The sequence below is a fragment of the Geitlerinema sp. CS-897 genome, assembly GCF_028368005.1.
In the GTDB taxonomy this organism is placed as follows: domain Bacteria; phylum Cyanobacteriota; class Cyanobacteriia; order Cyanobacteriales; family Geitlerinemataceae; genus Baaleninema; species Baaleninema simplex.
Genome location: NZ_JAQNCQ010000247.1, coordinates 1 through 24,719, shown reverse-complemented (window position 1 = coordinate 24,719; position 24,719 = coordinate 1). Strand labels below are relative to the sequence as shown.

Here is a 24,719-nt window from a genome sequence, read left to right as displayed (position 1 = left end):
GAGGGGGAGTGCTGCATTCTAACGATCGTGGCGTGCAAAAAAGCCTGAGATGACAGGAGTTTGAACGCAACAGCAGCATGACTTTTCATCACTACCAGCGCCGGGAGGATGTCAAGTTCCTAACTTCCCTCTAACCCACTTACGAAACTCCCTCACCCAAGTCGTTTCGCCCATCGTCTGACTTGCCTGCAAAAACCGCAGAATGTCCCCTCGCTGCAATAGCGGTAACACCTCTGACTGCTCCCGAGGGGCATACTCACCCCTCACTAGGCGATAAATCGTCAGCAACTTCCCATCAAACCGCCACACCTCCGGTATCCCCAACGCCGCATAAATTGCCATGCGGTTCATCGAGCTGCTCGTGTTATCCACCTCGATCGCCAGATCCGGCGGTGGGTCTTGGGTTAAGTCAATATCGTCCTTGCCCCGTACCGCCTGCTCGTTTTGGATGTAGTAACACGCATCCGGCTCCAACCCCTTCTGCAAGTCTTCCCGGCTCCAAGTGGTAGAACCGAGGCTGGCAATCTCCGTTTCCGTTTCCTCTGTCGTTACCTCCACTATGCGGCTCAGGCGACTTTTATACCGTTCGTGGGGTGGCAACGGCACCATAATTTCTAACGTCCCTCGGTCGTAGGTCAGGCGTTTTCCCGGTTCTGATTCCAAATCGCAAATCAGGCCCTGGTAGGTAGTCCAGCTCACTCCCCGCAGCACCATGCAATTACTGGGAGTCGTTACTGTCGTCGTCATGTCCCGTCCTCCGTACTTGCACCTGTGTCCTCCTCCGATGCAAAAACTCTTGTCCTGTATGAGTTTGAAGCCACTTTCGACTCGTTTTCCGTTTAAGTACCGTTAGTTGAAGGGCGATCGCCGATCGCGACGACAAGATCGATCGCCGGTTGGAATCGACCGACAACGGAGTCGTTGTCACGAGCGGGAAAACAACAGCGTACACTTGGGGCGATCGCTCTCCGTTGTTCGACCCACTCCCCAAAACCACTAAGCCCAAATCCGTTGCAACTTTAGCGTAAACCCCGGTAAAACCCCCTCTCCCGACAACGTACTTGGATTTTCCAAAACTTCAACTGCTCGACCCGCACGATAAATTTCTACTTGCCTATTTTGTGGATCGATTAGCCAACCTAACTGCATACCATTTTCCATATACTTTTGCATCTTGGCACGTAGATCTTTAATACGATCCGTTTCCGAACGCAGTTCGACTACAAAATCAGGACAAAGCGGTGCAAACCCCTTTCTCTGTGCGGGTGTCAGAGCTTCCCACCGCTCCTTACACACCCAAGAGGCATCTGGCGATCGATTGGCCTCGCTCGGCAACTCAAATCCAGCTTCAACCCAGCCAGTTGGGAGCGATCGCGCTCCTCCGCTATGATGTCCTGTTTCAGTTGCGGTGCGAGGTTGAGATGCGGCGATCGCTCTAGAGAAAATACCCCCGAATCCACAGCCGCACATCCGACTAACACCAGAGCCAACAGTACGCGGTGGAGAGTGCGCGGTGGGGTGTCGGGGAGCAAAGGCGGCTGTGTCATGGCATTTCTCGTCCTGGTGGAGAAACAGCAACGAAAACGTTACCTTTTTGGCGTTATCTCGAAAACACTGTCTCGAACCCTTGATTTCGAGGGCGATCGCGCGAATCGAAGTTATCCCACTAAGACTCGCTCCCATTGGGGGAAGTTCCCACGGCGCTCGATCGAAATCCGAGCGATATGTTAAGAGAATAAAGGAGTCTTATCGATCGAGTTGTCGCAACACGCACCTAATGGTTAATATCCGTCGCCGTTCTCCCAATCCCGCCGTTCGAGCCGATACCTGTCAGTATCAAGTTCCCATCCCCGACAGCGAACCGCGTCATATCCTCGAAGAAATCGTTTGGCATAAAGAAACGGAGATCGACAAACTACGGCTGTATATGCCCCTGACGGAGTTGAAAAAACAAGTCGATATCGCCCCAAAACCGCGCGATTTCGTCGCCGCACTCCAAAACGGACGCACGACGCCAGCGTTAATTGCCGAAGTCAAGAAAGCCTCGCCGAGTAAAGGGGTCATTCGGGAAGATTTCGATCCCGTCGCCATCGCCGAACGCTACCAGCAAGGGGGCGCGAGTTGTCTGTCCGTTTTGACCGATCGCCAGTTCTTTCAGGGCAGTTTCGACTATTTGCGAGATGTGCGCCAAGCGGTAGACTTACCCGTTCTCTGTAAAGATTTCATTATTTATCCTTATCAACTGTATCTGGCGCGAGCGCGGGGTGCCGATGCCGTCCTGCTCATCGCGGCAATTTTGAGCGATCGCGATTTGCAATATTTCCTCAAAATTACCAAACTTCTCGGTTTGGCGGCGTTGGTGGAAGTTCACACCCTCGCAGAATTCGATCGCGTCTCGAAACTCGATGGCGTGCGACTCGTCGGCATTAACAACCGCAATTTGGAAGATTTTTCTGTCACGCTCGATACGACCTGCGACCTGTTGGCCGCCCGCAAAGCTCAATGTGACGAGAAAGGAATTACCATCGTCAGCGAATCGGGACTGTTCGATCGCGGCGATCTCGATCGCGTGTCCGAGGCGGGAGCGCAAGCGGTGCTGATCGGCGAATCTCTGATGCGTCAAAGCGATCCCGGAACGGCGATCGAACGGCTGTTTTCTAGAGCTGAAATCTAGGGCGATCGCGTGAAAATTAGGTCGATTGTCAAGCTCGCATAACGATCGCCCTCTCGCGTTCGAGTTGAAGTTTGGGCGATCGAAGGCGGTGGGCGTTTTCCCAAACCGATCGCGGCGTCGATCGGAGAATTTAAGGTCGAACGAGCTTCAGCCAACCTCCCCTCAAGAATTCGCCGATCCGATGATAAAATCAATACGTTCCACCGTCGATCGCACGGTGGAGCGACTGCCTGTAAGCGCGAGCTGATGGGAGTTGACCGGCCAAGTCAACCTCGAGTCAAGCTTCCGTCAAACAGGACACCTCGAGCGCGAGGTTTAGAAATTTTCCAGGTCAAATCGTCGATTTGCCGGGAGAGGATTTTAAGAGGTTTATCCGTTTTCATGGAGCCGATACCCCTTCCTTCTCACATCCACTACGAGCTGTTACTACAACTGTTAGAACGCCAAACCATATTTTCGGTTGCCTCGAACTCTGCCGAACGCGAGCAGGTCGATCGGCTGATCGTCACGTTGCGAAAAGCTCTCGCCCAGCAAAAACGCTTGGAAGAAACCTGTCAGCTCAAAAACTTACCCATCGACTATCGATGGTCGCTCAACCAACCCATCCGATCGCGCTCTGTCACGGATAACGCAGCCTTCCCGCACAACATCCAAGACGATCGCTCCTCGAGTTAACGGGAGCATGAAAGACGAGGAGATGACCCCATACTGAGATGACCTGATGATGTGATACGCTCCCCTCATCTCCTCACTTCCTTATCTCATCATCTCTCAAACAGACGACTGAAAGGTTCATGGACGACAAGTTAATGTTAATGATTCCGGGCCCGACCCCGGTTCCCGAAAAGGCATTGCTGCAACTCGGACGCCATCCCATCGGCCACCGCAGCGGTGACTTTTCTAAGGTGATGGCCGAAGTCACCGAAAATCTCAAATGGCTCCATCAAACTCAAAACGATGTGTTGGTGTTAGCCGCCAGCGGTACGGGAGCGATGGAAGCTGGCATCATTAATTTTCTCAGTGCTGGCGATCGCGTGTTGGTCGGCTGTAACGGGAAGTTCGGCGATCGCTGGGCGGACGTAGCCAAAGCCTACAACCTTAACGTCACGACGATCGAAGCCGAATGGGGCAAGCCCCTCGATCCCGAACAGTTCCGCCAAGCCCTCGAAGCCGACGCGAACAAGGAAATTAAAGCCGTTATCCTTACCCACAGCGAAACCTCGACGGGAGTTCTCAACGACCTCGAAACCATCAACCGCCACGTCAAAGCCCACGGCGAAGCCTTGATTATCGTCGATGCGGTCACAAGTTTGGGAGCTTGCAACGTTCCCATCGACGAGTGGGGATTGGACGTGGTGGCCTCGGGGTCGCAGAAAGGGTACATGATTCCCCCAGGGCTGGCCTTCGTTTCCGTCAGCGAGAAAGCGTGGAACGCCTACAAAACCTCGAACCTACCCCGGTACTACTTGGATTTAGGCTTCTATCGCAAGAGTGCCGCCAAAGATACGACGCCGTTTACACCGCCAGTTAACCTGTTTTTTGCCCTGCAAGCGACGTTGCAGATGATGAAAGCCGAAGGGTTAGACAATATTTTCGCCCGTCACGATCGCCTCAAACGCGCGACGCGAGAAGCGGTTAAAGCGTTGGGACTTCCGTTATTCGGCTCCGACAACTGCGCGAGTTCGGCGGTAACGGCGGTCGCTCCCGTATCGGTGGAGGCTGAAAAGGTGCGATCGATGATGAAGTCGAAATTCGATATCGCTCTGGCCGGCGGACAAGACCATCTCAAAGGGAAAATTTTCCGCATCGGACATTTGGGCTTTGTCAGCGATCGCGATGTGGTGTGTGCGATCGGCGCCCTGGAAGCGACGCTGCAAGCGTTAAACGCCGACGTGACCCCTGGGGCTGGCGTGACGGCGGCCGGACGCGTTCTCAATGCCAGGTAACTCCTTCAAAACCCACTCGAACCGCAGTCGGTGCGCCTCCTACGGAGAAGTTCACGTCGATGCGGTTTGAGTGGGGGGGCGAGCGAGGCTCACCAGGCGATATTTTTAATTCAGGTGGTGGGGACTTCTCCGCTAACCGTTAAGTTAACGGATATTGGGGTTTTCAGGCTCTAGCCTTCTCCCCCTCTCCCTTTCTCCCCCTCTCCCCCTCTCGAATTACGCCGATTCGAGCCAGTCGTAAATGCGATCGAGTTGTTCGAGAGTTACGAAACCGTATTTCCACAAAATCATCGGTAACGGCCCCGCATCTCGTTCGCGGCGGCGTAGTGCGATCGCGATCGAATCGGCTGATAAGTTTAAATCTTCTTCTAAAAATCGGAGAAATCGCGCTTGTGTCGTCGCTCCCATGACGGTATCACCTCGTTCGGACTAAAAATCATTTTGTTATGGCGCTAGAGAATACGATCGGGCTGAGTAGTCACTCGAGAGAGTGTCTACTCTAAGACGGTTCGAACGCCGTCTGTCACGGTTTGTCGTTTCGGTGAATGTGTAGAGTCGATCGAACGCCGTCGCGTCCGGTTCCGGAGGGCGTCTGAAGGTCGCTCCGTCTTCGATGGCGTCACTCCTCACACATTCGCGCGATCGAAGCCGGAAACTGTTTTCAATTGGGCGACCGATACCAGACAAACCTTGCTCTCAATTTGAGATCGGTTGAAGATCTGCACGTTCCCGAAGCGGGGGTTGAGGTCGCACCTCAGCTCGGACGCTGTGGCGACTTCGCACTACCGCACTCGCTAGGAAACAACACCGTAGCAGATTTTTCGGCGATCGCATAGATTCAATGCTTACATTTTAATGGAGTTTTAACAATTTTTGTTAAGTTGCTTTAAGAAAACTCTAAAACCCTTGACGCAGCGACGGGTTTGATATCTGTCGAGATCCCCTGACGAGACGCTCACGACGGCTCGTCGAACATTTCGATTCGCACCGGATCGCCGATGGCGAGTCCCAACTCCGCGACTCGTCCGCCGCGCAACTCGATAACGTAATCGACGAGAACCCCCTCACCGGGGCTGTAGGTCGGACAGCGAACCTGACGACAGGGAGGAACCTCTCGAGCGAGTCCCACCACTTCGCCGTCGTACACGAACACCATATCCAACGGGATACGAACGTTTTTCATCCAAAAATTCACGGATTCGGGCGGGTCGAACGGAAACAGCATCCCGCGATCGTCGGGGAGTTCGTCGCGGAACATCAACCCTAACGCCTGTTGCTGGGGCGTACGAGCGACTTCTAAATCGATCGCGCGATCGCCCAACTGAACTCGGGCTTCGATCGGCAGCTGTTGCGCCCTGTGGGTCTCGGTAGCAGACGGTCGCGTCTCGAACGTGTCTTGACTCAAAAGTGTTTCGGGTTGCGACAACACGACGGTTTCCTCAGAACAACCGATCGCGACGATCGCGCTCGCAGCGATCGCCATCAACAGCAGAACGACCTTTTGTCCGGTCAGTCTAACTTTTACTCGGGTCATTGCGCTCGACGATCGCTACACCGTCTTCCATGCTAGCACGGCATTTCGAGGGTGTGGCAATGCTAGGATCGGCGTCGAACTGCTCGAGAAACCGGTAGGAGCTTCCGATGCGATCGACGTCCGACTGCCTCGTCGAGTCTCGCGACTCTCGCAGCCAGCTCCTTCGCCTCTGTAAATACGAGCCGATGTCCGTCCGTTGCCTTCGTTAGACCTCGACTCAACATCGTGAGATTGTCAAAATTCCAACCGTTCCTCGCCTTACTCTGTGGCGTCCTGCTTGCCGTCGCCCTCCTGACGCCCCAACCCGGAAACGCAAAAAACGCAACCGTTCGCATGGCGCGATCGACCTGGGAAACCGGATGGTTTCAAGCTGAAATCGTCAAACAACTCATCGAAGACTTAGGCTATGACGTTTCGGGCCCCTACACCACAGAAACGGAAGACTTTTATCGAGCCGCTGCCCGAGGGGACGTGGACTTGTGGGTCAACGGCTGGTTTCCCGCTCACAATACCTTTTTGCAACAAGACGAGATCGGCGATCGCATCGTCGAAACCGGCTTCGCCATCGAACGGGGCGTCCTCCAAGGCTACGTCGTCGATTTAACCACCGCCGAACGTCTCGACATCGACAACCTAGAAGACCTCAAAGATCCTGAAATCGCCCGAGTCTTCGATCGCGACGGGAACGGCAAAGCCGATCTGATCGGTTGCGACGAAAGCTGGAGTTGTCGAGAGGCGATCGACCACCATCTCGAAGTCTACGGCTTACAAGACACCGTCGAACAGATTTCAGGCAACTACGTCCCCCTCATGCAAGAGACGATCGCTCGTTACCGAGGAGGCGATCCCGTCCTGTTTTTCGCCTGGATGCCCCACTGGAGTCTCGGAACTCTCGTCCCCGGACAAGACGTGCGTTGGCTAGAAGTACCGTTTTTCAGCCTTCCCGACTCCCTAGCCGATACCGCCTCGAGCGTCACGACCCTCGACAACATCGTCGGCTGTCAACGCAATCCCTGTTTGTTAGGATTTCCCCATCATACGATTCGTGCTGTCGCCAACCGCGAGTTTTTACAAGCCAATCCCGCCGTCGAACTCCTGCTGGCGTTAATCGACATTCCCCTCGAGGATATCGTCGCCCAAAACGTCAAACTAGCAAACGGCGAAGACGAACTCAGCGATATCGTCCGTCACGCTCGAGAGTGGATCGAAACCCACCGCGATCGCGTCGATCGCTGGCTAGAACTAGCTTCCGTCGATGCCGAAGTTCTCGATCGCCCACCCGAGGACACCGACGCGGCCGCCCCCGAACCGGACAAAACCTTACGAGTCCTCACCAAACCCCTCGAACCCCTTGTCATTTACCGCAATCAAAAGTACGAGGGATTTTGTATCGAATTGTGGGAAAAAATTGCCACAGAACTCGATCTGACCTACCGTCTCGACGGTGTCGGGACGATCGCCAAACTCCTCGACGACGTTGTCCGAGGCACTACCGATTTAGCGGTCGGAGGCATCAGTATCACCGCCCGACGGGAAGAAACCCTCGACTTTTCTTATCCCTTTTTCGAGTCGGGATTGCAAATTATGGTGTTAGAGCGGGGCAATACCCTTTTCAATACCCTCGTGTCCACCTTGGAGAGCATTGTTTTCTCGCCTCACATATACTATGGAATCGGCGTCTTCGTGCTGACGTTGCTCGTCGTCGCCCATGTCATCTGGATCGTCGAACGCCCTCACAATCCCGATTTTCCCCAATCCTATCCTCTCGGAATTTGGGAATCCTTTTGGTGGGCGGCCGTTACCGTCACCACAGTTGGCTATGGCGATAAAACCCCGAAACATCCCCTCGGTAAGTTCGTCGCGTTAGTGTGGATGTGTGCGGGTTATTTCGTGTTTGCTTACTTTATCGCCACGATGACGACGAGCTTTACCCTCGATCGCCTCGACGGACCGATTCGCAGCATCGACGATCTGCCGGGACACCGCATCGCCACCATCACCCGCAGTACGGGGGCCGAGTACCTCAATGGCGTTCGAGCGACGATTCTCGAATACGATCGCGTCGAGGATCTCTACGATGCTTTATACGACGATCGCGTCGATGCCATCGTCTACGACGCGCCCGTGTTGCAGTACTATGCCGAACACGAGGGAAACGGCCGAGTACAAACCGTCGGTTCGATTTTCAAGCGGGAGTCTTACGGCTTTGCCTTTCCGAAAAACAGTCCCTATCTCGAAGCGATCGACATTACACTCTTAAAATTAATTGAAAACGGCACTTACGAAGAATTAAGACATCGTTGGTTCGGCGAAGAGTCTTGGATTGCCGAGCGCACCTCATCCGATCCCTATTGACGAAATGAAACTGAAAATAAAAACTCTAAAATGGGAGATTTCGTCGCCGCGATCGCAGGATCTAATATGGAATTCGTTTCCGATAAGCTAGGTTTCAAGAAGTCTTCACCACAGAGACACAGAGAACACAGAGAACACAGAGAGGGAATTTTTAGGTTGAGAAAAAACAGTGTTGGAGATTCGGATTACGTATAAAATATAATTTCTAAAAGATAATTTCTAAAATCTCATTACAAATTGTCACGTTGATTTTTAAGATTCTCAAAAAAAAGTGACATTTTGCCAGATTTAAACCCATATTTTCGACGCTAGCTCGTATTTTTAAAATTGTCAGCGATCGCGATCGCGAGTGATCTGAGATCGAGGACATTGACGCCTACAAGAAAACTTAGATAAAACAAAAACGACTCACTTTTTCAAGCGAATCAAGTTCGATCGATAGAATTTGGTAAAAAAATCGCAGAAGCGAATCCGATCGTTTTAGCTTAGATCGCAGCGACTGTTGACTAGCGAACCGTTGAGAGAGCCGAATTGACCCCTACAAACATCTCGATCGCGATGATAAACCAGATTTTAACCTCTCATAATAATCCCGATCTCGTTCTACTTTCTGTTTGTATCGCGGTGTTAGCCTCTTATACGGCTTTCGACTTAACCGGACGTGTTCGCAGCAGTCAGGGTCGCGATCGGCGTCTCTGGTTGTGGGGCGGTTCCGTCGCGATGGGGACTGGCATTTGGGCAATGCACTTTATCGGTACGCTCGCGTTCGAGATCGCGTTACCCATCCGTTATAACCCCTGGCTCGTATTCGCCTCTGTCCTTCCGGCCGTTCTGGCTTCTGGCGTGGCGTTATTCCTCGTCAGTCGTCCGACGCTCGATCGCCTCCGACGGATCGGCGGGAGTCTGGCCGTGACAACGGGTATCGCGTCGATGCACTACCTCACAATGGCAGCGACGCAGGTTCGGGCGCAGATACAGTTCGATCGCCTTCTCGTCGGCGTCTCGATCGCCCTCACCATCGCCATCTCCTTCATCGTGCTATCTCTGGCCGATCGGTGGCACGAAACCCCTCCAGAAGAGGGTCGAACACAGCCCTGGCAAATCTGGCAAAAATGGGGCGGTGCGATCGCGGCGGGATTGGCTGTCACGACCGTTCACTACACTGGTACCGCCGCCGTCACCTTCACCTCCCTAGCACCCCTCTCTCGCCTCACCTCGCCTGTTGCCTCAGATACTCGATTGTGGACTGTTGCGGTCAGTCTCGGAACTCTGGTCGTGTTAAGTTTGACGTTGCTCGCCGCGTTTTTCGATCGCCGACTGACCGCTCAAGCCGCTCGCACTCACGTTTTACAAGAAAGTCAAAACCATCTCAACCGGTTGTTACAGGGCGTTCGCGTCGGCATCCTCATCGTCGCAGTTCCCCCCGAAGGCCGTCCCGAAATTCAGACTTGCAACCAAGCGGCGATCGACCTGCTGGGAACTCCCGCAGAGGAGTTACATCGCTATTGGGAACCTTCGGAGACCACACATCTCGAACGCTCTACACTGGCGGGAGTTTTCCACCGCATCGCCGCTCATCAAACAGTTCGCAACGCCATTGTCAGCGTCGATCGCCCCGACCTCGAGGATACAGTTTGGTTGATAGTCGATGCCGTTGCGACGAAGGAAACTGATGGCCGACATCTCGTCGTCTGCACGTTTAGCGACATTAGCGACTTAAAACGGGTCGAAACGCTTCTAAAGCAGTCTGAAAGCCGGTTCAAACAACTGGCACAGCGAGAAACCCTTCTCAACAGCCTCTCGAGTCAAATTCGCAGTTCCCTCGATCCCAACACGATTTTACGAACCTTGGTTCGAGAAGTGCGGGGTCTCCTCAATACCGATCGCGTCGTCATCTATAAATTCAATCCCAATTGGGACGGAACGGTCGTCGTTGAAGATATTCACAACACGCGTTATTCGATTTTAGATAGAGCCATTTCTGATGATTGTTTTCCCAGCGAATACGCCCAACTCTACGAAAAAGGACGAGTTCGCGCCATCGACGACGTGACGGCGGCTGGATTAGACCCCTGCCACGTGGAGTTTTTACAAAGTCTGTCGATTCGATCGCAGGCGATCGTGCCGATTTTAAGTTGCGATCGCCTCTGGGGACTGTTAATCGCTCACGAATGCTGTCAAACGAGGGTGTGGGAAGACGAAGAAGTCGAACTTCTCGAACGTCTGGCCGTTCAAGCGGGTGTCGCCATCCAACAAGCCGAACTTTACGCTCAGGCTACCGACAACGCTACGACCGCACGATCTCAAGCGCGTCAGCTCGCTCGGACGCTTCACGAACTCAAACAAACTCAAAGTCAACTCATTCAAACTGAAAAAATGTCGAGTTTGGGGCAGTTGGTGGCTGGGATCGCTCACGAAATCAACAATCCCGTGAATTTTATTTACGGCAACCTCACCCACGCCGACACCTATACTCGAGACTTACTCGATCTCGTCGAACTGTACCATCGAGAATATCAGACGCCCACTCCGGCGATCGCCGCCCGCGAAGACGAAATCGAACTCGAGTTTCTCGTCGAAGATTTACCGAAAATTTTATCGTCGATGAAAGTCGGTGCCGATCGCATTCGCAAGATTATTTTGTCCCTTCGGAACTTCTCTCGTCTCGACGAAGCTGAAATTAAAGATGTTGACGTGCGCGACGGCATTCAAAGTACGTTGACGATCCTTCAGTATCGTTTGAAAGCGAAAAGCGATCGTCCCGCGATCGAGGTGGTTTGCGACTACCACGAGACTCCTCGCATTGAATGTTATTCAGGGCCTCTCAATCAAGTGTTCATGAATTTGTTGACTAACGCGATCGACGCCTTAGAAGAAAAAATGGCCTTGGCACGACAAACGGGACAGAACGCAGCGATCGAACCCCCTAAAATTTGCATTCACACCGAAAAATTTGGAACGAATCAAATTCGCATTCGCATCTCCGATAACGGCTTGGGCATCTCGCAAGACGCCTCTCAACGGCTGTTCGATCCCTTCTTCACCACCAAACCCGTCGGAAAAGGTACGGGGTTGGGACTCGCGATTAGCTATCAAATCGTGACCGAAAAACACGGCGGTTCGATTTACTGCAACTCGGAACTCGGGAAAGGAACCACGTTTTCGATCGAACTTCCCGTTCGCTTGAGAACTGCTGTGGCGATGCCAGTCCGCTAGGGGGACAAGGGAGAAACTGTTAACTGTCCTCACTATTCGTTGTACGAGGGACAATGAGGAGATTTCTCATCGCCAGACGATCGTCCGTTAACAACGCGATGATATTCGACGCGAACTGTCGGACGAGAGTTCGCGTCGAAGCAATCGCGGCGGATTTCAGTTAAACCGCAAGCCTCGAACCTTTTGAACTCTGAATCAGATAGCGGCCAGGGGGGACCGTCCGGTTCGGCCTCTGTATCGCGACGGTTGGCAACGACTAACAGGGTTCCTCCGTCCGCGACAAACTCCGATACCATGCCAATGGTGGTGTGACGCAGTTTCAGCGGCAGCGCTTGGACGGTGCGCGACTCGAAGACGAAATCGAAGGCTCGCGTCCACGAGGCATCGCAGGCAAACAAATCGCAAACTTGGTAGCAGACTGACGAGTTGGGGAACCGCTGGCGACACCAGGCGATCGCCGTTTCGGAAATGTCGAATGCTGTCACGTCAAACCCCCGCCCAGCAAGGGCTTCGGCGTCGTCTCCCAAGCCGCAGCCGATGACGAGTGCCGACTTCCCGTCTCCGCAAGTTTTGGTGTCGTCGAGCCACTCTAACAGATAGGGATTGGGGCGTTCCATTGCCCAAGGAACGGCGTCGGCGTCTCCACTGGCGGTGGCATACACTTTCTCGAACCAACGAGCAGGATGCCCGTCTTTTTCGGCTTCTGCGGCAATTTTACGGATTTCGGCACGTCGGGGATCTAGGGGGCGATCGGACATAAAAACCATTTCGGGTGAGACGACTCTATATAATATTATGGGTACCTCGATTAATTCAAGCTTACTGAGAAAAAGGCTCTACTATCGAGAATAGAGAACGAAAGATCGAGGGTTTCAGCCGTTAGGTTTTGAGCCAGAATCAATTTTTCGAGGTTCTCTTAAAAGAATTGGTGTATTATACAGTAATGACGAAAAAATTATTCTATAGTTTATGCTTATGATTTGACCCTAATGCGGCAGTAAACATCACGTCAAAAATGGTCACACCTATTATGGAAAGCAGAGATTTAAATGTAAAAATTGTGGTCGTCAGTATGTTGAGGGATTTCAATACCAACATATTTCTGAAGAAACCTGGGAATTAGTCGTTCGCAAAGCGGAACGGAGTTCTCTCGACTTCTTCTTGAAAAAATTTCGTTATCCGGTATTGCTCGGGTTACCAGAATTTCTATTCGACATCTTCAAGACTACGTAAACAAGAAGTTGGCGCAAGTTCTTTGAAAAGTTGAGTCCGAGCGGAGTCGAGGACTCAACGCTGAGCGAAGTCGAAGCGTTGAGGTGATGCCCAAAAAAAGGGTAAATTAATCGTCTAAATGGATGAACTCTGGTCGTTTGGCGGCCGTAAGCCAGTCAAGCAGTGGGTTGGGCTGGCTTTAAATGCTGAAACACGCGAAATTGTTGGTGTCTATCTTGGTGCGCGAGATCGAGAAGCCGCCCGAAAATTATGGGAATCTTTGCCTCCTGTTTATCGTCAATGTGCTACCTGCTATACCGATCTTTGGGAATCTTATCAAACTGTTTTACCTAGCAAACGACATAAAGCTGTTGAAAAGAATTCAAAAAAAACAGTTATATTGAAAGATTTAACAATACTCTTCGTCAGCGTGTGTCTCGACTCGTTCGTAAAACTTTATCTTTAGGGTCTTCGGGAATTGCGGTGTAATTTGTTATTTTGAATGCAAAATTGGGCGAGGGCGCATTGCCATGACGCCCCTACAGTAAAGATTTTACTTATTATAAAATTAGCTTATCACCTTAAACCCAGAAAATCCTTATCTTTTTTTAATCTTTTTTTTAAAAGTTAGAAAATCACGTGGGCGCGATTTGGTACTTCGTCCATCATTATAATGCTTCAATTCGCGCTCGTCATCATCACTGTGCATGACTACCCTATATAATACTACCCAATTCCCCTTTGGATATTGCTGTTTTGGTCGGGACGAAAGGTGTTTCGCATCGGGTTCGCCGAGACGAATGCAAACCGCTAACAGGAGTTTCTGACACTGCGATCGCCCGACCTCTCGTAAACTAGCGATCGACGAACTGACTCGCCAAGCGCAACGCATCCCCCATATCCACATCGCCGTCGCCGTCGGCGTCGAGGAATCCCGACAACACTGGATTCGTTTCAGAAGCTGGGTTTTGAGCGTTGCTTCCCGTTTTCAGAAAATTCAACACCAACGGAACCAAAATCGGTAACAACGCCTGTACCGTACTCGCGTTCGCCCCCGTTTGACGCGACGCTTCTTCGGCGACAGCTTCTTGACGCTGCGGTGAAAACAAAGCTTGCACCGCTTGTAAACTGGCGTCCGTTCCGCCAAACCGATCGACGATCGCCTTCACCGTTCCTTCCCCCTCATCTTGGCGTTTTTCCTGCAACGCCTTCCGTACCTGCGTTCCCACCACCGACATCACCGCTTGAGTCGTAGCCGGATCGAGACCCTGGCTGTTGCTGCTTTGTCGAACCGTATTGACGATACTTCCGAGTTGTCCGACGCTGGCTTGCAGGTTCGGATCGTTAATGGCGTTGCTAATTTTGTCGAAAAGTCCCATAGAACAGTCTCCAATACAGTCTGTCGAGTCATACTTTGGTTTTAACGCGGTTCTCACCCAAAATGACAACTTCGCCGCAAACTCGGCCTCCACGCACAACACGCAGCACCAACAGATAAGATACCCTGATGAAGAGACGATGCGTTGACTGAGTAGAGCGATCGCCAACTGTCCACCGAACACTACTCCCACTCTTCACTCTTCACTCTTCCCTCTTCCCTGTAAAAGATGCCCCTTTCTCGCCTACTCACCCTCGTCATCGGAATCGTCATCATCCTCGCGATGGCGATTTGGTTGGTGACGTCGTTAGGTTGGCTCTACAGTCAGATTACCTGGTCGGCGAATCCCTTTCTCGCCAATCTGCTGCTGTTGCTGTTGATTGGCTTGGTGGCGTTACTCCTGGGAACGTTTTTCTACTACCTGCGACTGTTGTGGACTCCTGCAAAACAACGCCGACAACGCCGACGTCCGACGGTCAAACCCCCGGAAACCAAAAGCGAAGCCGCCTCGGAATATCTCAGTTCGGTACGCCAGCAAGTCCAGCAGATTCAAGACGAGGTCGCCAAAAAAGCCCTGTTGAGTCGTTCTCGGGAAATCGAGGCGACGATGTCTCGCGGGAACTTGCAAATCGTCATTTTCGGAACCGGTTCTTCGGGGAAAACTTCGGTGATTAACGCACTTCTGGGGCGCGTGGTGGGACGCGTCAGCGCACCGATGGGAACCACGGAGGAGGGGGAAACCTATACGCTGCACTTACAAGGTCTCGATCGCGATATTTTAATCACCGATACGCCGGGAATTTTAGAAGCGGGAACCGACGGAAGCCAACGGGGACAAATCGCGCGACAGTGGGCGACGGAGGCGGATTTACTGCTGTTCGTCGTCGATAACGATCTGCGTCGGTCGGAGTTCGAACCGTTGGGGGTGTTGGCAGAAATCGGCAAACGGTCGATCGTGGTCTTTAATAAAATCGATTTGTATTCCGAAGGCGATCGCGAAACGATTTTAGCCCGGTTGCGATCGCGCCTGCGAGATTTCGTTCCCCCCAGCGATATCGTTCCCGTGGCGGCCAATCCCCCCGTTGTGCGTCTCCAAACCGGGGAAGCCTTCAAACCCGACCCGGATATTATGCCGTTAATTCGTCGCATCGTGGCGGTGTTGCGGGCGGAAGGGGAAGATTTAGTCGCCGATAATATTTTATTGAAATCCCAGCGGTTGGGAGACGAAGCCAGACGCCTGGTGGACGCACAGCGACGCCGACAAGCGGTGAAAGTGGTCGATCGCTATCAGTGGATAGGGGCCGGTGCGATCGCCGTGACGCCGCTTCCTGGGGTGGATTTACTGGCTACCGCCGCCGTCAACGCTCAAATGGTCGTCGAAATCGGTAAAATTTACGGGTGCGAGTTAAACCTCGATCGCGGGCGAGAACTGGCGGTATCTCTCGGAAAAACCCTGGCCAGTTTGGGAATTGTCAAAGGGGTGGTGCAGTTGGTGGCGACGGCGTTACAGTTCCACGTGGGAACCCTCGTCGTGGGGAAAGCGATTCAGGGAATTAGTGCGGCGTATCTGACGCGTATCGCCGGAAAAAGCTTTATTGAATATTTCCGCCAGGATCTCGATTGGGGAGATGGGGGAATGTCGGAAGTGGTTCAACGTCAGTTTCAGTTGACGCGGAAAGACGAGTTCGTGAAAGCTTTCGTTAAAGATGCGATCGCCCGCGTCGTCGAACCGTTAAAGTTGAACCAACCCGATGCTGAAGACGACGTTTCTCTCGACGATTACGACGAATACGAGGAACGGGAGAAGATCGGGATATCGCGCACGCCTCCCCCATCTCCTCGGTCTCGAGAACCGTTTCCCCTCGACGACAATATCCCCGATTGGGACGAAACCCCACGCCGCTACAACGACGACTGGTAAACAGTTTCTATGAAAGAGCGATCGGTTGTCTTGCGGATTTGGGCGTTTTTGGGGTTGCTATTGTTGTGCTGGCTTCCTCTGGCGATTCCCATCTACAGCTTAATTCCCGACACCAACACCGCCAGCATTCTGGGAACGTTGCTGTTATATGTCGAATTTCTCTATCTCGTTCGCTGGTGGGGACGCCGGTTTTACGGCGAACCTCGGGTTTTTCAACGCTACGGTTTCGTTCTCACTCGTCAAAATGGAATCGAGTTCGGTCGAGGATGGATAGTCGGATTGCTGGGGTTGGCGGTTCTCTTCGGTGTAGAAACGGTATTTGGCTGGGTTCGTTGGATACCGACTGAAATGGCGATTCCCCGCTTGGTTGTAGAAGCGATTTTAGTGGGGTTTGCGGTGGGATTGGCTGAGGAGTTGCTGTTTCGCGGTTGGTTGTGGGACGAGTTGCGTCGGGATTACCGGGTGGTTGTGGCGACGGTGGCGAACACTCTAATTTTTGCAGTGTCGCACTTTCTCAAACCCGTTTCGGAGATTTTCCGCACCTTTCCGCAGTTTGTGGGATTGGTGGTGTTGGGGTTAGTGTTGGTGAAGGCGAAACGCCGCAATCAAGGACGTTTGGGATTTCCCATCGGTTTACATGGGGGACTGGTGGGAGGGTATTATCTGGTCAATGTGGGACAGTTGGTGACGTACACTGACGCGGTTCCTTCTTGGGTGACGGGTATCGATAACAATCCCTTGGCTGGGGTTTTGGGGGTTTTGGTGTTGTGCGGACTTTCGATCGTTGATAATTGAGAGTTGATATGTTGAGGAAAGTTACCGAAGCCACAGGCGATCGCGTCTTCCTGAAAAGTATCGACCTTGAAATGGCGATTGCAGACCTCTATCGCGACGTCGATTTATAAAATTAACAGTTAACACAGCCTCAGATCGCCAGCCATGAATCCTTACGACATCTTCCAAAACACCCAACGCCAGCGAGTCAGCAACAGAACCACTCAACCCATCCTCAAAAACGGCGAAACTGCGCCACGTACCCTCGTTCTCGTCTGGCCGCAACTTGGGGATTTCGACAGCCAAAAGTCTACAAATTGTAGAATTCAAGTCGAAATATTTCTCAAACCCTATCCTCGACAAGCGTTAAACGATTGCGATCGAACTTTTCATTCCGAGAGTGACAGAAGAGGGATAAGCTGTTGTTGGGTTTCGCGATCGCTCCACCCCTGGACGGCAGCGTTGCCGAAACCCAACCTACCTCAAACTCATATTTTTACAAAAGTGAGATGCACCCGGATCGATCCCCAGGCGATCGCAAATTCGCGATCGGGAGTGTTGAAGCATCTGGCGAATTGTGACTTCTCTCTCGTTCTCTATTTTAAGGCTTGCCGAACGAGTCTCCAGAGCGAATTTCGGTGCGAGATAGCTTGACTGGCGATCGTTTTGGACTCTAGCGTTCCCATCGAATCGACAATCGCCGAACGTCCGAACGGTCAGTATCGGGTATAGTTTACATCCAATTCCCGACTAACACGTAAGGCGCCCAAAAATAAGGCGGGAAATACTCCCCTTGCTCCAACAAACTCAACTGTGCTTGTCGCAACGCTTCGGCTTTCGTGATTCCCGGTTTCGCCAGTTCCTCGTAAAACGCTGACATAAACAACGACGTGGCGGCATCGTCCACTTGCCACAAGGTTGCGAGGGTACTTCGCGCCCCCGCCCGCACTGCAACCCCTGCCAGTCCCAACGCCGCGCGATCGTCTCCGGCTGCTGTTTCACAGGCACTCAACACCAACAGTTCGAGAACTTCTGAGGCATCTTCCTCCCGCCGTTGCAGCAATTCCTCTAACTCCCGCACGTTGACCGGGGTGTCGTAAGCCAGAATAAAGGTTTTCTCGGCTTGCGAACTGAACTGTCCGTGAGTGGCAATGTGAACGATCGGGGCGAGAAAGTCCCCGACTGCTCGTTCTAGGGCGGCTCGTGTAAAGTTGCTGTCGAGTAACTGGCGACTCGGCGTCACCTGGGACACGATGTTTTCGAGTTCGATCGGGACGTTAGCCAGTGGTGGAAATCCGTGACGTTCTTGAGAGAGTCCAGCGGCGAGGGCGGCGAGTCGATCGCGGTCGGTTTTGCCGGTTTCTAAAAGCTGCATTCCCGGCGTCAATACGACACCGTAGCGTTGGACGAGATACTGTTCCCCGTTGTGTAACGCCGCCATTGGAATGTTTCGCAGCAAGCCATCGAGGACGAAGGTAAGGGTTCGTACGTCGCTACGGTCTAAGGCGGGTTCGACGGGACGGATTACCCAATCGTAGAGCTGTTGCGATCGCGCCAGCAACTGTTGGCGATCGAACACGCGACTGGCCACTTGCACCCGAAACTCCCGCAGCGTTTGGTTAATCTGCCCTTGAGAGACGGAGGTTTCGGAAAACTGCAACGGTTCGCCGGGAAGTGACAGAATCGTCGCCAGGCGATCGGGCAAAATAATCGAATAGACGACGGCAGCGTTGGCGTCGATCTCCTCCACAGAAACCGGCGTCGTATCCAAACAAGCATCTCGGAAAAAATTGTCCAATTCTGCCAGTTGTAAATCTTCGATCGCCCGCCGTGCCAGTTGCAAGTTCTCTTGACTCGGGGCGTTGTCGGACAGCAGCAAATCCACGTATTCTCGATAGACGGGTTCGACAGCTTCGCGAAAATCGTATTGAATATCCGTACTGATGGCGACGAGGTCGCTGCGGATGGATTTGAGGGTTTTGATGGCAACGCCGTAGGCATCCGTGGCGGGTTGCAGTTGACCTCGGGCTTTCAGCACTCGTCCCAACTGCCACTGCCAGCGGTAGGCGATATCTCCGGCGTCGATGGCTTGGGCTTGCACCAGCGCGTTTCGCGTGAGAGTTTCTGCCATTTCCCACTGTTGCGTGATTTCGTAGAGCGTCCCCAAGTTTCCCAAAGCATGGGATTCGGCTCGGCGATCGCCGATCGCTCGGGCTTCTCGAACGGCGATGGCGAGAACGTCGGCGATATCGCGGGGATTTTCGCCGAACGCCTTCAAACTTCGGGCGAAGCGAACGCGGGCGTAGATGCTGCGGCGACTGGGGGACAGTTCCTCGAGTTGGGTGGCGACAGCCGCTTGAAGCCCCGACCGGTCGGGGTTTTCCCGTTCCCGATTTTCCAGCAGCGACAGTTGGTTCAGTTGTGCTTCGACCCGCACGATCGCCCGTTGTGTGACGGCGGCCGCTTGGCGGTAAGCCGCAAAACTAGCCGTTCGTTCTGCTTCGGCTAACTTCTCCTGTCCCAAGGTTTCCGCCCGATGGGAGAGGGCGTTGGCGGTGTTACCCAAACTCAAATAAACTGAGGCGATCGCGTCTTTATCGCCCGTGGTTTCGGCAATGTCGAGGCTCTGTTGCAAGACGACTCGCGCCTCTTCTAACTCGCCGATCGCTTGCAGCGTGTTGCCCAAACTCCGCAATCCCGTTGCTTTGACGACGGAGTCGGGGCGTTCTTGTAATTGGGTGGCGACGGCTTCGAGGCGATCGCGGGAACGACCGTAGAGTCCCAAGGCTTGCATCGCTTGCGCTTCGTTAATCTGACTGGCGATCGCGCCGTCGGCGTCGTCGGCAGTGTCGTAGGCGTCTGTGGCTTGTTGCCAGGTTTCGAGGGCGAGTTCCGGTTGTCCCGAAGCCAGATAGAAATGTCCTCGGATATTGAGAACTTGCGCCAAAATTGCTGACGGTGCGGGGGTTTCGGCTTGGAGGAGCGCAATACTGCGATCGCTGGCATCGCGGGCAGTTTCCCACTCTCCCAGTTGTTGGCTGGCCAGGCTGAAATAACTCAATGCCAGAGCCTGGTAAGAAAAGTTGCCATCCGTCTCGAACTCCGTCGCTGCCCGTTCCCAAACTCGGGCGGCCTCGGCGTAGCGTTGCCTGCTGTAGAGCGATCGCCCTTGCTGCAACAAAGTACGATTTGGCGTGCGATCGCCGGTCTCGACGGCGACAGCCACTGTCTCGTCGGGCGTTTCTAGGGGAGTGACGACACCCCAAGCCGGAGTCGCCAGGAGACAGAAACTCAGAACCGATAAAGTTAGAAAGGTGCGATCGTTCATAACAACCTTAGCGCGTTCGATGTTGTGGAGAACAATAGGTCGGCCTTCTTTGGGGAAGGTTCGGGATCGCGTCGGCAGTATTCGCCGAGAGAACCACTTGCCCCTTATCGTTGACGTGCCAGCTTTGGGCTTCAACGAGTGGGGCGGTTTCGGGACTCGATTCGGGAGTCAGTTCGGAGACTTCGGGATTCGGAGAACGCAAGTCAACCCAAGTCGCTTCGCCCGGAAGCGTTCCCTCGGGATGAAGCGGTAAGCCTCCCCGTCCGGTGATGTAGAATTCGCTATCTCGCCCCGTGGCACAGGGGTCGGTATCGAGAATCGCGGCGGCGTCTACGGGATTCTCTGCGAGATCGACGAGTCCCGCCGCTGTATCGATGTCCGGGGTGTTGAGTTCGACGGTTCCGCTGAAGTCTGCCCCGAGTTCGGAGGTGGCGGTAATGTCGCTCTCTGGAGTGAGTTGGTTGCGAAATTGAGTGCCGAAAATGCCTCGGGCGTCGATGGTGACTCGTCCGCCTTCGGCGTTTCGTGCGTTGGCAGTAATATCGCTGTTTTCCAAAGCGGCGAGAGTCTCGGTATCGATGGTAATGTTGCCGCCGGGAACATCGCCTTCAGCGTTGGTTGAAATGCCGCTGTTGCGACGTAGGATTAACGTCCCGGTATCGATCTGAAGATTCCCTTCACTACCGAAGGTATTAGACGAAATCGTCGCGTCGTCCGTCAGACTGACGAAATCGGCACTCAAGCGAATCGTTCCCGCCGATCGCTCTCGAGAATCGCTATCCGTGACGATCTCCGCCCCCTCACTCAGTTCGATACGGGGTGCTTGTAAATCGATGTTTCCGGCATCTCCCGTTAGGGTTTGACGCGCTTCGACGAGGGTTCTGAAGGTTTCGCTAATCGAAGTCAGTCCTGCAATTTCTCGTTGGGTCGCTGGACGAGCCGAACTCGAAATATTGCTCTCGTCTCCTTCTAGATCTCGACCCGCAATTTCGATCGCCTCGCGAGCTTGGATGCGAATCTCACCCGCTCCTCGACCGGCCGTACTCATGGAGGAAATAAAACCACCATCGATCGCGCGAACCGATCTCGCCTCGATATCGATCGCTCCCCCCCGTCCCAAACTCAATAACGCTCCCGCTCTAATCCGACTGGTCACGTACTGATTGCCCGCATTGGTCGTAATTGAATTTCCCTCTCCGAATCCTTCCACCCAAACATCACCGCGAGCGCGAATGCGAATTGTCCCAGCGTCACCGTTGCCAAACAAGGAATTAGAACTAATACTTCCTCCTGAAGATACCCATAAATTCCCAACTTGAATATCGAGGTTTCCTCCGCCTTCTCCAAGTCTTCCTGAATCGACATTAATACTGGCAGAATCTCGAACGAACAACTGCTCTGTTTCGATGCGAATACGCCCCGCACTGCCACTGACGATCTCGAGATTAGAACTTACAGTTCCGCTAGAAATCTCAGCATTTTCAGTCACTTCGATAAACTCTCTCGCTCGAATATCGATATTGCCCGCACTCCCACGACTGCGAAAACTATCTGAGGTGATTTCTGCTTCGTTGGAAAGCACTAAGCGATCCGTTGCGATCGATATATTGCCAGCCGAACCCGTAAACTGAGAGACTTCACCCACATCGCGATCGCTCAAAATTGAGGTTGAAATCGAACTTGACAAACCAATTTTTTCATTAGACGCGATCGTATCCTCGTCTAAAAGCAATGAGATTTCTTCTAAATTCCGTACGACTTCAGCGATCGAAATTGTATCTTGAGTGACGCCATCGATCGCAATAAAATCTCGTGCAATAATGTCGATATTTCCAGAATTCCCACCCCCTAGACTCGCCGCACTAATCGATCCACCATTTGTCAGAGACAAAGAATTTGTTGAAATTGAAATATTCCCAGCAAACGCCGCTTCACTGGCAGACTCCCGGTTCGATTCGTTAGACGAAATTTCACTCTGCAACAGTAGAGAAGAGAACGGATCTAACATCGAGCCGTCGAGAACAATATTTTCAGCAGTAATTTGGATATCTCCCGAGCGACTTTCTTCACTTAAGGCTCGAGTTGTAATCCGACTGCCTTCAGTTAACACGATCGATGTTGCCTGAATTTCAATCGGTTGAGGGTCTCGAACGCTAAGACGGCTAAACCCCGTATCGATTTGGGCTAAACGGTTCATTTCAACACGATCGGCCTGAATGCGAACGCCGCCGCCAGAGGTTAAAATTTCGCTACGAAACGTCGTTGCTTCCTGTAGCACGTTGCCATTGTCATCGAGGCGAGGAGTCGGGTCGATGCCAAACCCTGCAATTCGCAGGCGATCGGCTGTCAGTCGAACGCTTCCGAGGCGACCTTCCCGTAAATCTATCGCGTTAAGGTGAGCGCCATCCGTCAGTAAAATTTCTCTGGCTCGTACGTCAACCGTTCCTCCCTCAACTCGTACGCCGCTTGGAAAAGTCAGCGATCGCCCCCCTTCGTCGTCCGAGTTCTCGAAAAAGCGGGTTGCGACGCCATCGAACCGCACGGTATCGGCAGCGAGCGTCACGTTCCCTCCTGTAGAGCCGCTCGCCGCCGAAATATCGATCGAACCGCCGTCGATCGCGGTAATTTCCCGTGCCTCGATCGCGATCGTGCCGCTGACGGCGGAAATGCGACTGGATAAATTGGCTCCGTCTACAGCAACTAAAGCTCCAGCGGGTTCGGGAAGCGAGATCGTGTCAAAGCCATCGATCGACACGCGATCGGCGACGATCTCGACAGTTCCTCCCTGGGAAATCGAAATGGCATCGGCGTTAATTTGCCCCCCGTTCGAGAGGTCTAGACTCGAGGTTTGAATCGAGATGTTCCCCCCGAACGTTGCAATCTGACTCGGTAGGTTTTGGCCGCTCTCGAGCGTCCCAAATCCAGCAACAGTGACGCGATCGGAAGCGTCGATCGTTAAATTTCCAGAGTTACCCGATCCAAAGCTGCGAGTTGAGATAAATCCCCCGTCCGCGACGCTGAGGCGAGCCGTGTTGAGGGTGAGGCTTCCCCCCTCTCCTACAGCATCCGAATCGACCGCAGACGACAAGGACGAAAAATTCCGCACTTCTACTGATTCCGAAGCGTTGACCGTTAAATCTCCCGCATTGCCCCGTCCGGAAGTCTCTGTCGAAATAGATCCCTCGTCCGTAAGGCTGAGGCGAGCGGTATTGACGATCGCATCTCCGGCATCTCCCACGGCTTCAGAAAATACGCTCGTGTCTAAGAACGAAGAATTGCGAACGTCGATCGATTCCGAAGCGTTGACCGTCAAATCTCCCGCATTGCCCTGTCCGAAGGTTCCCGAAGACACGAACCCCCGCTCGTTCAAACTGAGACGAGCCGTGTTGAGGGTGAGGTTTCCCCCCTCTCCCCCAGCTTCCGGTTGGACGGCAGACAGCAAGATCGACCCGTGACTCACCTCGACGGACTCCGAAGCATTAACGGTCAAGTCTCCAGCATTACCCTGTGCGGACGTTCCTGCCGAGACAAACGCTCTATCTGTAACGCTGAGGCGAGCTGCGTCTAAGACTAAATTTCCAGCATTTCCCTCTCCGAAGGTGTCAGTTTGCAGGCGGCTCGAGTCACCTTCGAGTTCGAGAGCTTGCAACGCGGTCACGTTGAGAGTCCCCGCCGCCCCACTGCCCAGGGAGATCGCCGTCATTGCCGATCCGTCCCGAAGGCTGACCTGCCGTGCGGTTAAGTCGATGCCAATGCCGTCTCGACTGCCCAACGTGTCGGCGAAAATCAAAGATTCTCCACCAAGCGAGACGTTCCCCCCTCGCACGCGAATCTCGCCCCCTCCTTCACCACTGGCGACGATACCCGCTTCTTGACTCAAAGCCAAATCTCGAAAACTGGCAGCTTCGGCATAGTCGAGCGTCCATCCTCGATCGAGGGAAGCGATCGCGACTCGGGCGTTCTCCGCGACACTTCCGAGTTCGATTCGTCCCGAAGGCGTTTTGAGTATGCCACCTTCTAAGGTTAAATTACCTCCAACTAACGCTAAGGTTTCCCCGGTTGCGACGCGCAGTCCCGTGGGACGCTCGAGCAAGTCAGTTTGAAATTGGATTTCTCGGGCGATCGCCTGTTCTAACGTTTCTCCCTCTACAGGGTCTGGAAAGTTCGTGCCGTTACCCCGAACGACGATATCGCCGGGATTTCCCCCAAACTGCAATCCCAGCGGTACGTTGACGCTCAACAACGCCGTACTGTTTTCAGGATTGGTCGCGTTGAATTCTAAGCCGTTCTCGAACACGATGCTGTTGGCGGTGGTGGCGAAAAACGATCCGCCGAGGTCTAACCGCGCGTTCGGACCGAAGACAATGCCGTTGGGATTGAG

General features: G+C 53.3%; 18 protein-coding genes and 2 pseudogenes. 10 read left to right on the top strand and 10 right to left on the bottom strand.

Going from position 1 to position 24,719, the window contains the following annotated elements:
* Positions 1-111 precede the first annotated feature (111 nt).
* The 3 genes and pseudogenes from POG22_RS15490 to POG22_RS15480 all read right to left on the bottom strand — a co-directional run bounded on the left by POG22_RS15490 (position 112) and on the right by POG22_RS15480 (position 1,547).
* Positions 112-747 carry a Uma2 family endonuclease gene (locus POG22_RS15490; protein WP_498906241.1) on the bottom strand — a complete coding sequence of 212 codons (636 nt, stop codon included), beginning with the start codon at positions 745-747 and terminating at the stop codon, positions 112-114.
* A 249-nt stretch (positions 748-996) separates the two neighbouring features.
* Positions 997-1,344 (bottom strand): annotated as a pseudogene (locus tag POG22_RS15485) (Uma2 family endonuclease); the annotation flags it as partial.
* The gene (locus tag POG22_RS15480; protein ID WP_498906254.1) at positions 1,269-1,547 is read right to left on the bottom strand and encodes a hypothetical protein; all 279 of its coding nucleotides are present in this window, start codon (positions 1,545-1,547) and stop codon (positions 1,269-1,271) included. The gene POG22_RS15480 and the pseudogene POG22_RS15485, both read right to left, overlap by 76 nt.
* Positions 1,548-1,777: 230 nt before the next feature.
* Here POG22_RS15480 and trpC point away from each other — a divergent pair, with 230 nt between their 5' ends.
* On the top strand, positions 1,778-2,674 hold the full coding sequence (gene trpC / locus POG22_RS15475) for an indole-3-glycerol phosphate synthase TrpC (RefSeq protein WP_498906239.1): 897 nt from the start codon (positions 1,778-1,780) through the stop codon (positions 2,672-2,674).
* Here the strand turns inward: trpC and POG22_RS15470 are convergent.
* Entirely contained in the window at positions 2,671-2,829 is a 159-nt protein-coding gene (locus tag POG22_RS15470; protein ID WP_498906238.1) for a hypothetical protein, read from the bottom strand. The two genes, trpC and POG22_RS15470, sit on opposite strands and share 4 nt — an antisense overlap.
* A 226-nt stretch (positions 2,830-3,055) precedes the next feature.
* Here POG22_RS15470 and POG22_RS15465 point away from each other — a divergent pair, with 226 nt between their 5' ends.
* A complete protein-coding gene (locus tag POG22_RS15465) occupies positions 3,056-3,349 on the top strand; it encodes a DUF5340 domain-containing protein (RefSeq protein ID WP_498906236.1) in 294 nt (97 codons plus the stop codon).
* Between the two features lie 119 nt (positions 3,350-3,468).
* Positions 3,469-4,620: a pyridoxal-phosphate-dependent aminotransferase family protein gene (locus tag POG22_RS15460; protein ID WP_498906234.1), complete on the top strand. Its 1,152-nt coding sequence runs from the start codon at positions 3,469-3,471 to the stop codon at positions 4,618-4,620.
* Positions 4,621-4,836: 216 nt separating this feature from the next.
* Here POG22_RS15460 and POG22_RS15455 read toward each other — a convergent pair whose 3' ends face one another.
* Entirely contained in the window at positions 4,837-5,028 is a 192-nt protein-coding gene (locus tag POG22_RS15455; RefSeq protein ID WP_017661158.1) for a DUF2949 domain-containing protein, read from the bottom strand.
* A gap of 293 nt (positions 5,029-5,321) precedes the next feature.
* On the opposite strand from POG22_RS15455, the gene POG22_RS15450 reads away from it, so the two are divergent.
* Positions 5,322-5,456 carry a hypothetical protein gene (locus POG22_RS15450; RefSeq protein ID WP_281166992.1) on the top strand — a complete coding sequence of 45 codons (135 nt, stop codon included), beginning with the start codon at positions 5,322-5,324 and terminating at the stop codon, positions 5,454-5,456.
* A gap of 119 nt (positions 5,457-5,575) precedes the next feature.
* Here the strand turns inward: POG22_RS15450 and POG22_RS15445 are convergent, their stop codons facing one another.
* Positions 5,576-6,154: a DUF192 domain-containing protein gene (locus POG22_RS15445; protein WP_498906231.1), complete on the bottom strand. Its 579-nt coding sequence runs from the start codon at positions 6,152-6,154 to the stop codon at positions 5,576-5,578.
* Between the two features lie 225 nt (positions 6,155-6,379).
* On the opposite strand from POG22_RS15445, the gene proX reads away from it, so the two are divergent.
* Complete coding sequence (gene proX / locus POG22_RS15440; RefSeq protein WP_498906229.1) at positions 6,380-8,509, top strand: glycine betaine/L-proline ABC transporter substrate-binding protein ProX; 2,130 nt, start codon at positions 6,380-6,382, stop codon at positions 8,507-8,509.
* A gap of 558 nt (positions 8,510-9,067) precedes the next feature.
* Positions 9,068-11,725 (top strand): MHYT domain-containing protein, encoded by a 2,658-nt coding sequence (locus POG22_RS15435; RefSeq protein WP_498906228.1) that lies wholly within the window; start codon positions 9,068-9,070, stop codon positions 11,723-11,725.
* Positions 11,726-11,757: 32 nt separating this feature from the next.
* On the opposite strand, the gene POG22_RS15430 is transcribed toward POG22_RS15435, so the two are convergent.
* The gene (locus POG22_RS15430) at positions 11,758-12,483 is read right to left on the bottom strand and encodes a class I SAM-dependent methyltransferase (RefSeq protein WP_498906226.1); all 726 of its coding nucleotides are present in this window, start codon (positions 12,481-12,483) and stop codon (positions 11,758-11,760) included.
* 232 nt (positions 12,484-12,715) lie between these two features.
* On the opposite strand from POG22_RS15430, the pseudogene POG22_RS15425 reads away from it, so the two are divergent.
* Positions 12,716-13,426 (top strand): annotated as a pseudogene (locus POG22_RS15425) (IS1 family transposase); the annotation flags it as partial.
* A gap of 365 nt (positions 13,427-13,791) precedes the next feature.
* Here the strand turns inward: POG22_RS15425 and POG22_RS15420 are convergent.
* A complete protein-coding gene (locus POG22_RS15420; RefSeq protein ID WP_063717838.1) occupies positions 13,792-14,316 on the bottom strand; it encodes a DUF937 domain-containing protein in 525 nt (174 codons plus the stop codon).
* Between the two features lie 228 nt (positions 14,317-14,544).
* Here POG22_RS15420 and POG22_RS15415 point away from each other — a divergent pair, with 228 nt between their 5' ends.
* From POG22_RS15415 to POG22_RS15405, 3 genes are all read left to right on the top strand, one after another.
* On the top strand, positions 14,545-16,236 hold the full coding sequence (locus POG22_RS15415; RefSeq protein ID WP_063717837.1) for a YcjF family protein: 1,692 nt from the start codon (positions 14,545-14,547) through the stop codon (positions 16,234-16,236).
* Positions 16,237-16,245: 9 nt separating this feature from the next.
* Positions 16,246-17,031 (top strand): CPBP family intramembrane glutamic endopeptidase, encoded by a 786-nt coding sequence (locus POG22_RS15410; RefSeq protein WP_063717836.1) that lies wholly within the window; start codon positions 16,246-16,248, stop codon positions 17,029-17,031.
* Between the two features lie 144 nt (positions 17,032-17,175).
* Positions 17,176-17,664, top strand: a complete 489-nt coding sequence (locus POG22_RS15405; protein WP_498906224.1) for a hypothetical protein — start codon at positions 17,176-17,178, stop codon at positions 17,662-17,664.
* Between the two features lie 79 nt (positions 17,665-17,743).
* Here POG22_RS15405 and POG22_RS15400 read toward each other — a convergent pair whose 3' ends face one another.
* A complete protein-coding gene (locus POG22_RS15400; RefSeq protein WP_498906223.1) occupies positions 17,744-20,338 on the bottom strand; it encodes a CHAT domain-containing protein in 2,595 nt (864 codons plus the stop codon).
* Between the two features lie 7 nt (positions 20,339-20,345).
* Positions 20,346-24,719: two-partner secretion domain-containing protein (locus tag POG22_RS15395; RefSeq protein WP_498906222.1), on the bottom strand; the 4,374-nt coding region annotated here is incomplete at its 5' end.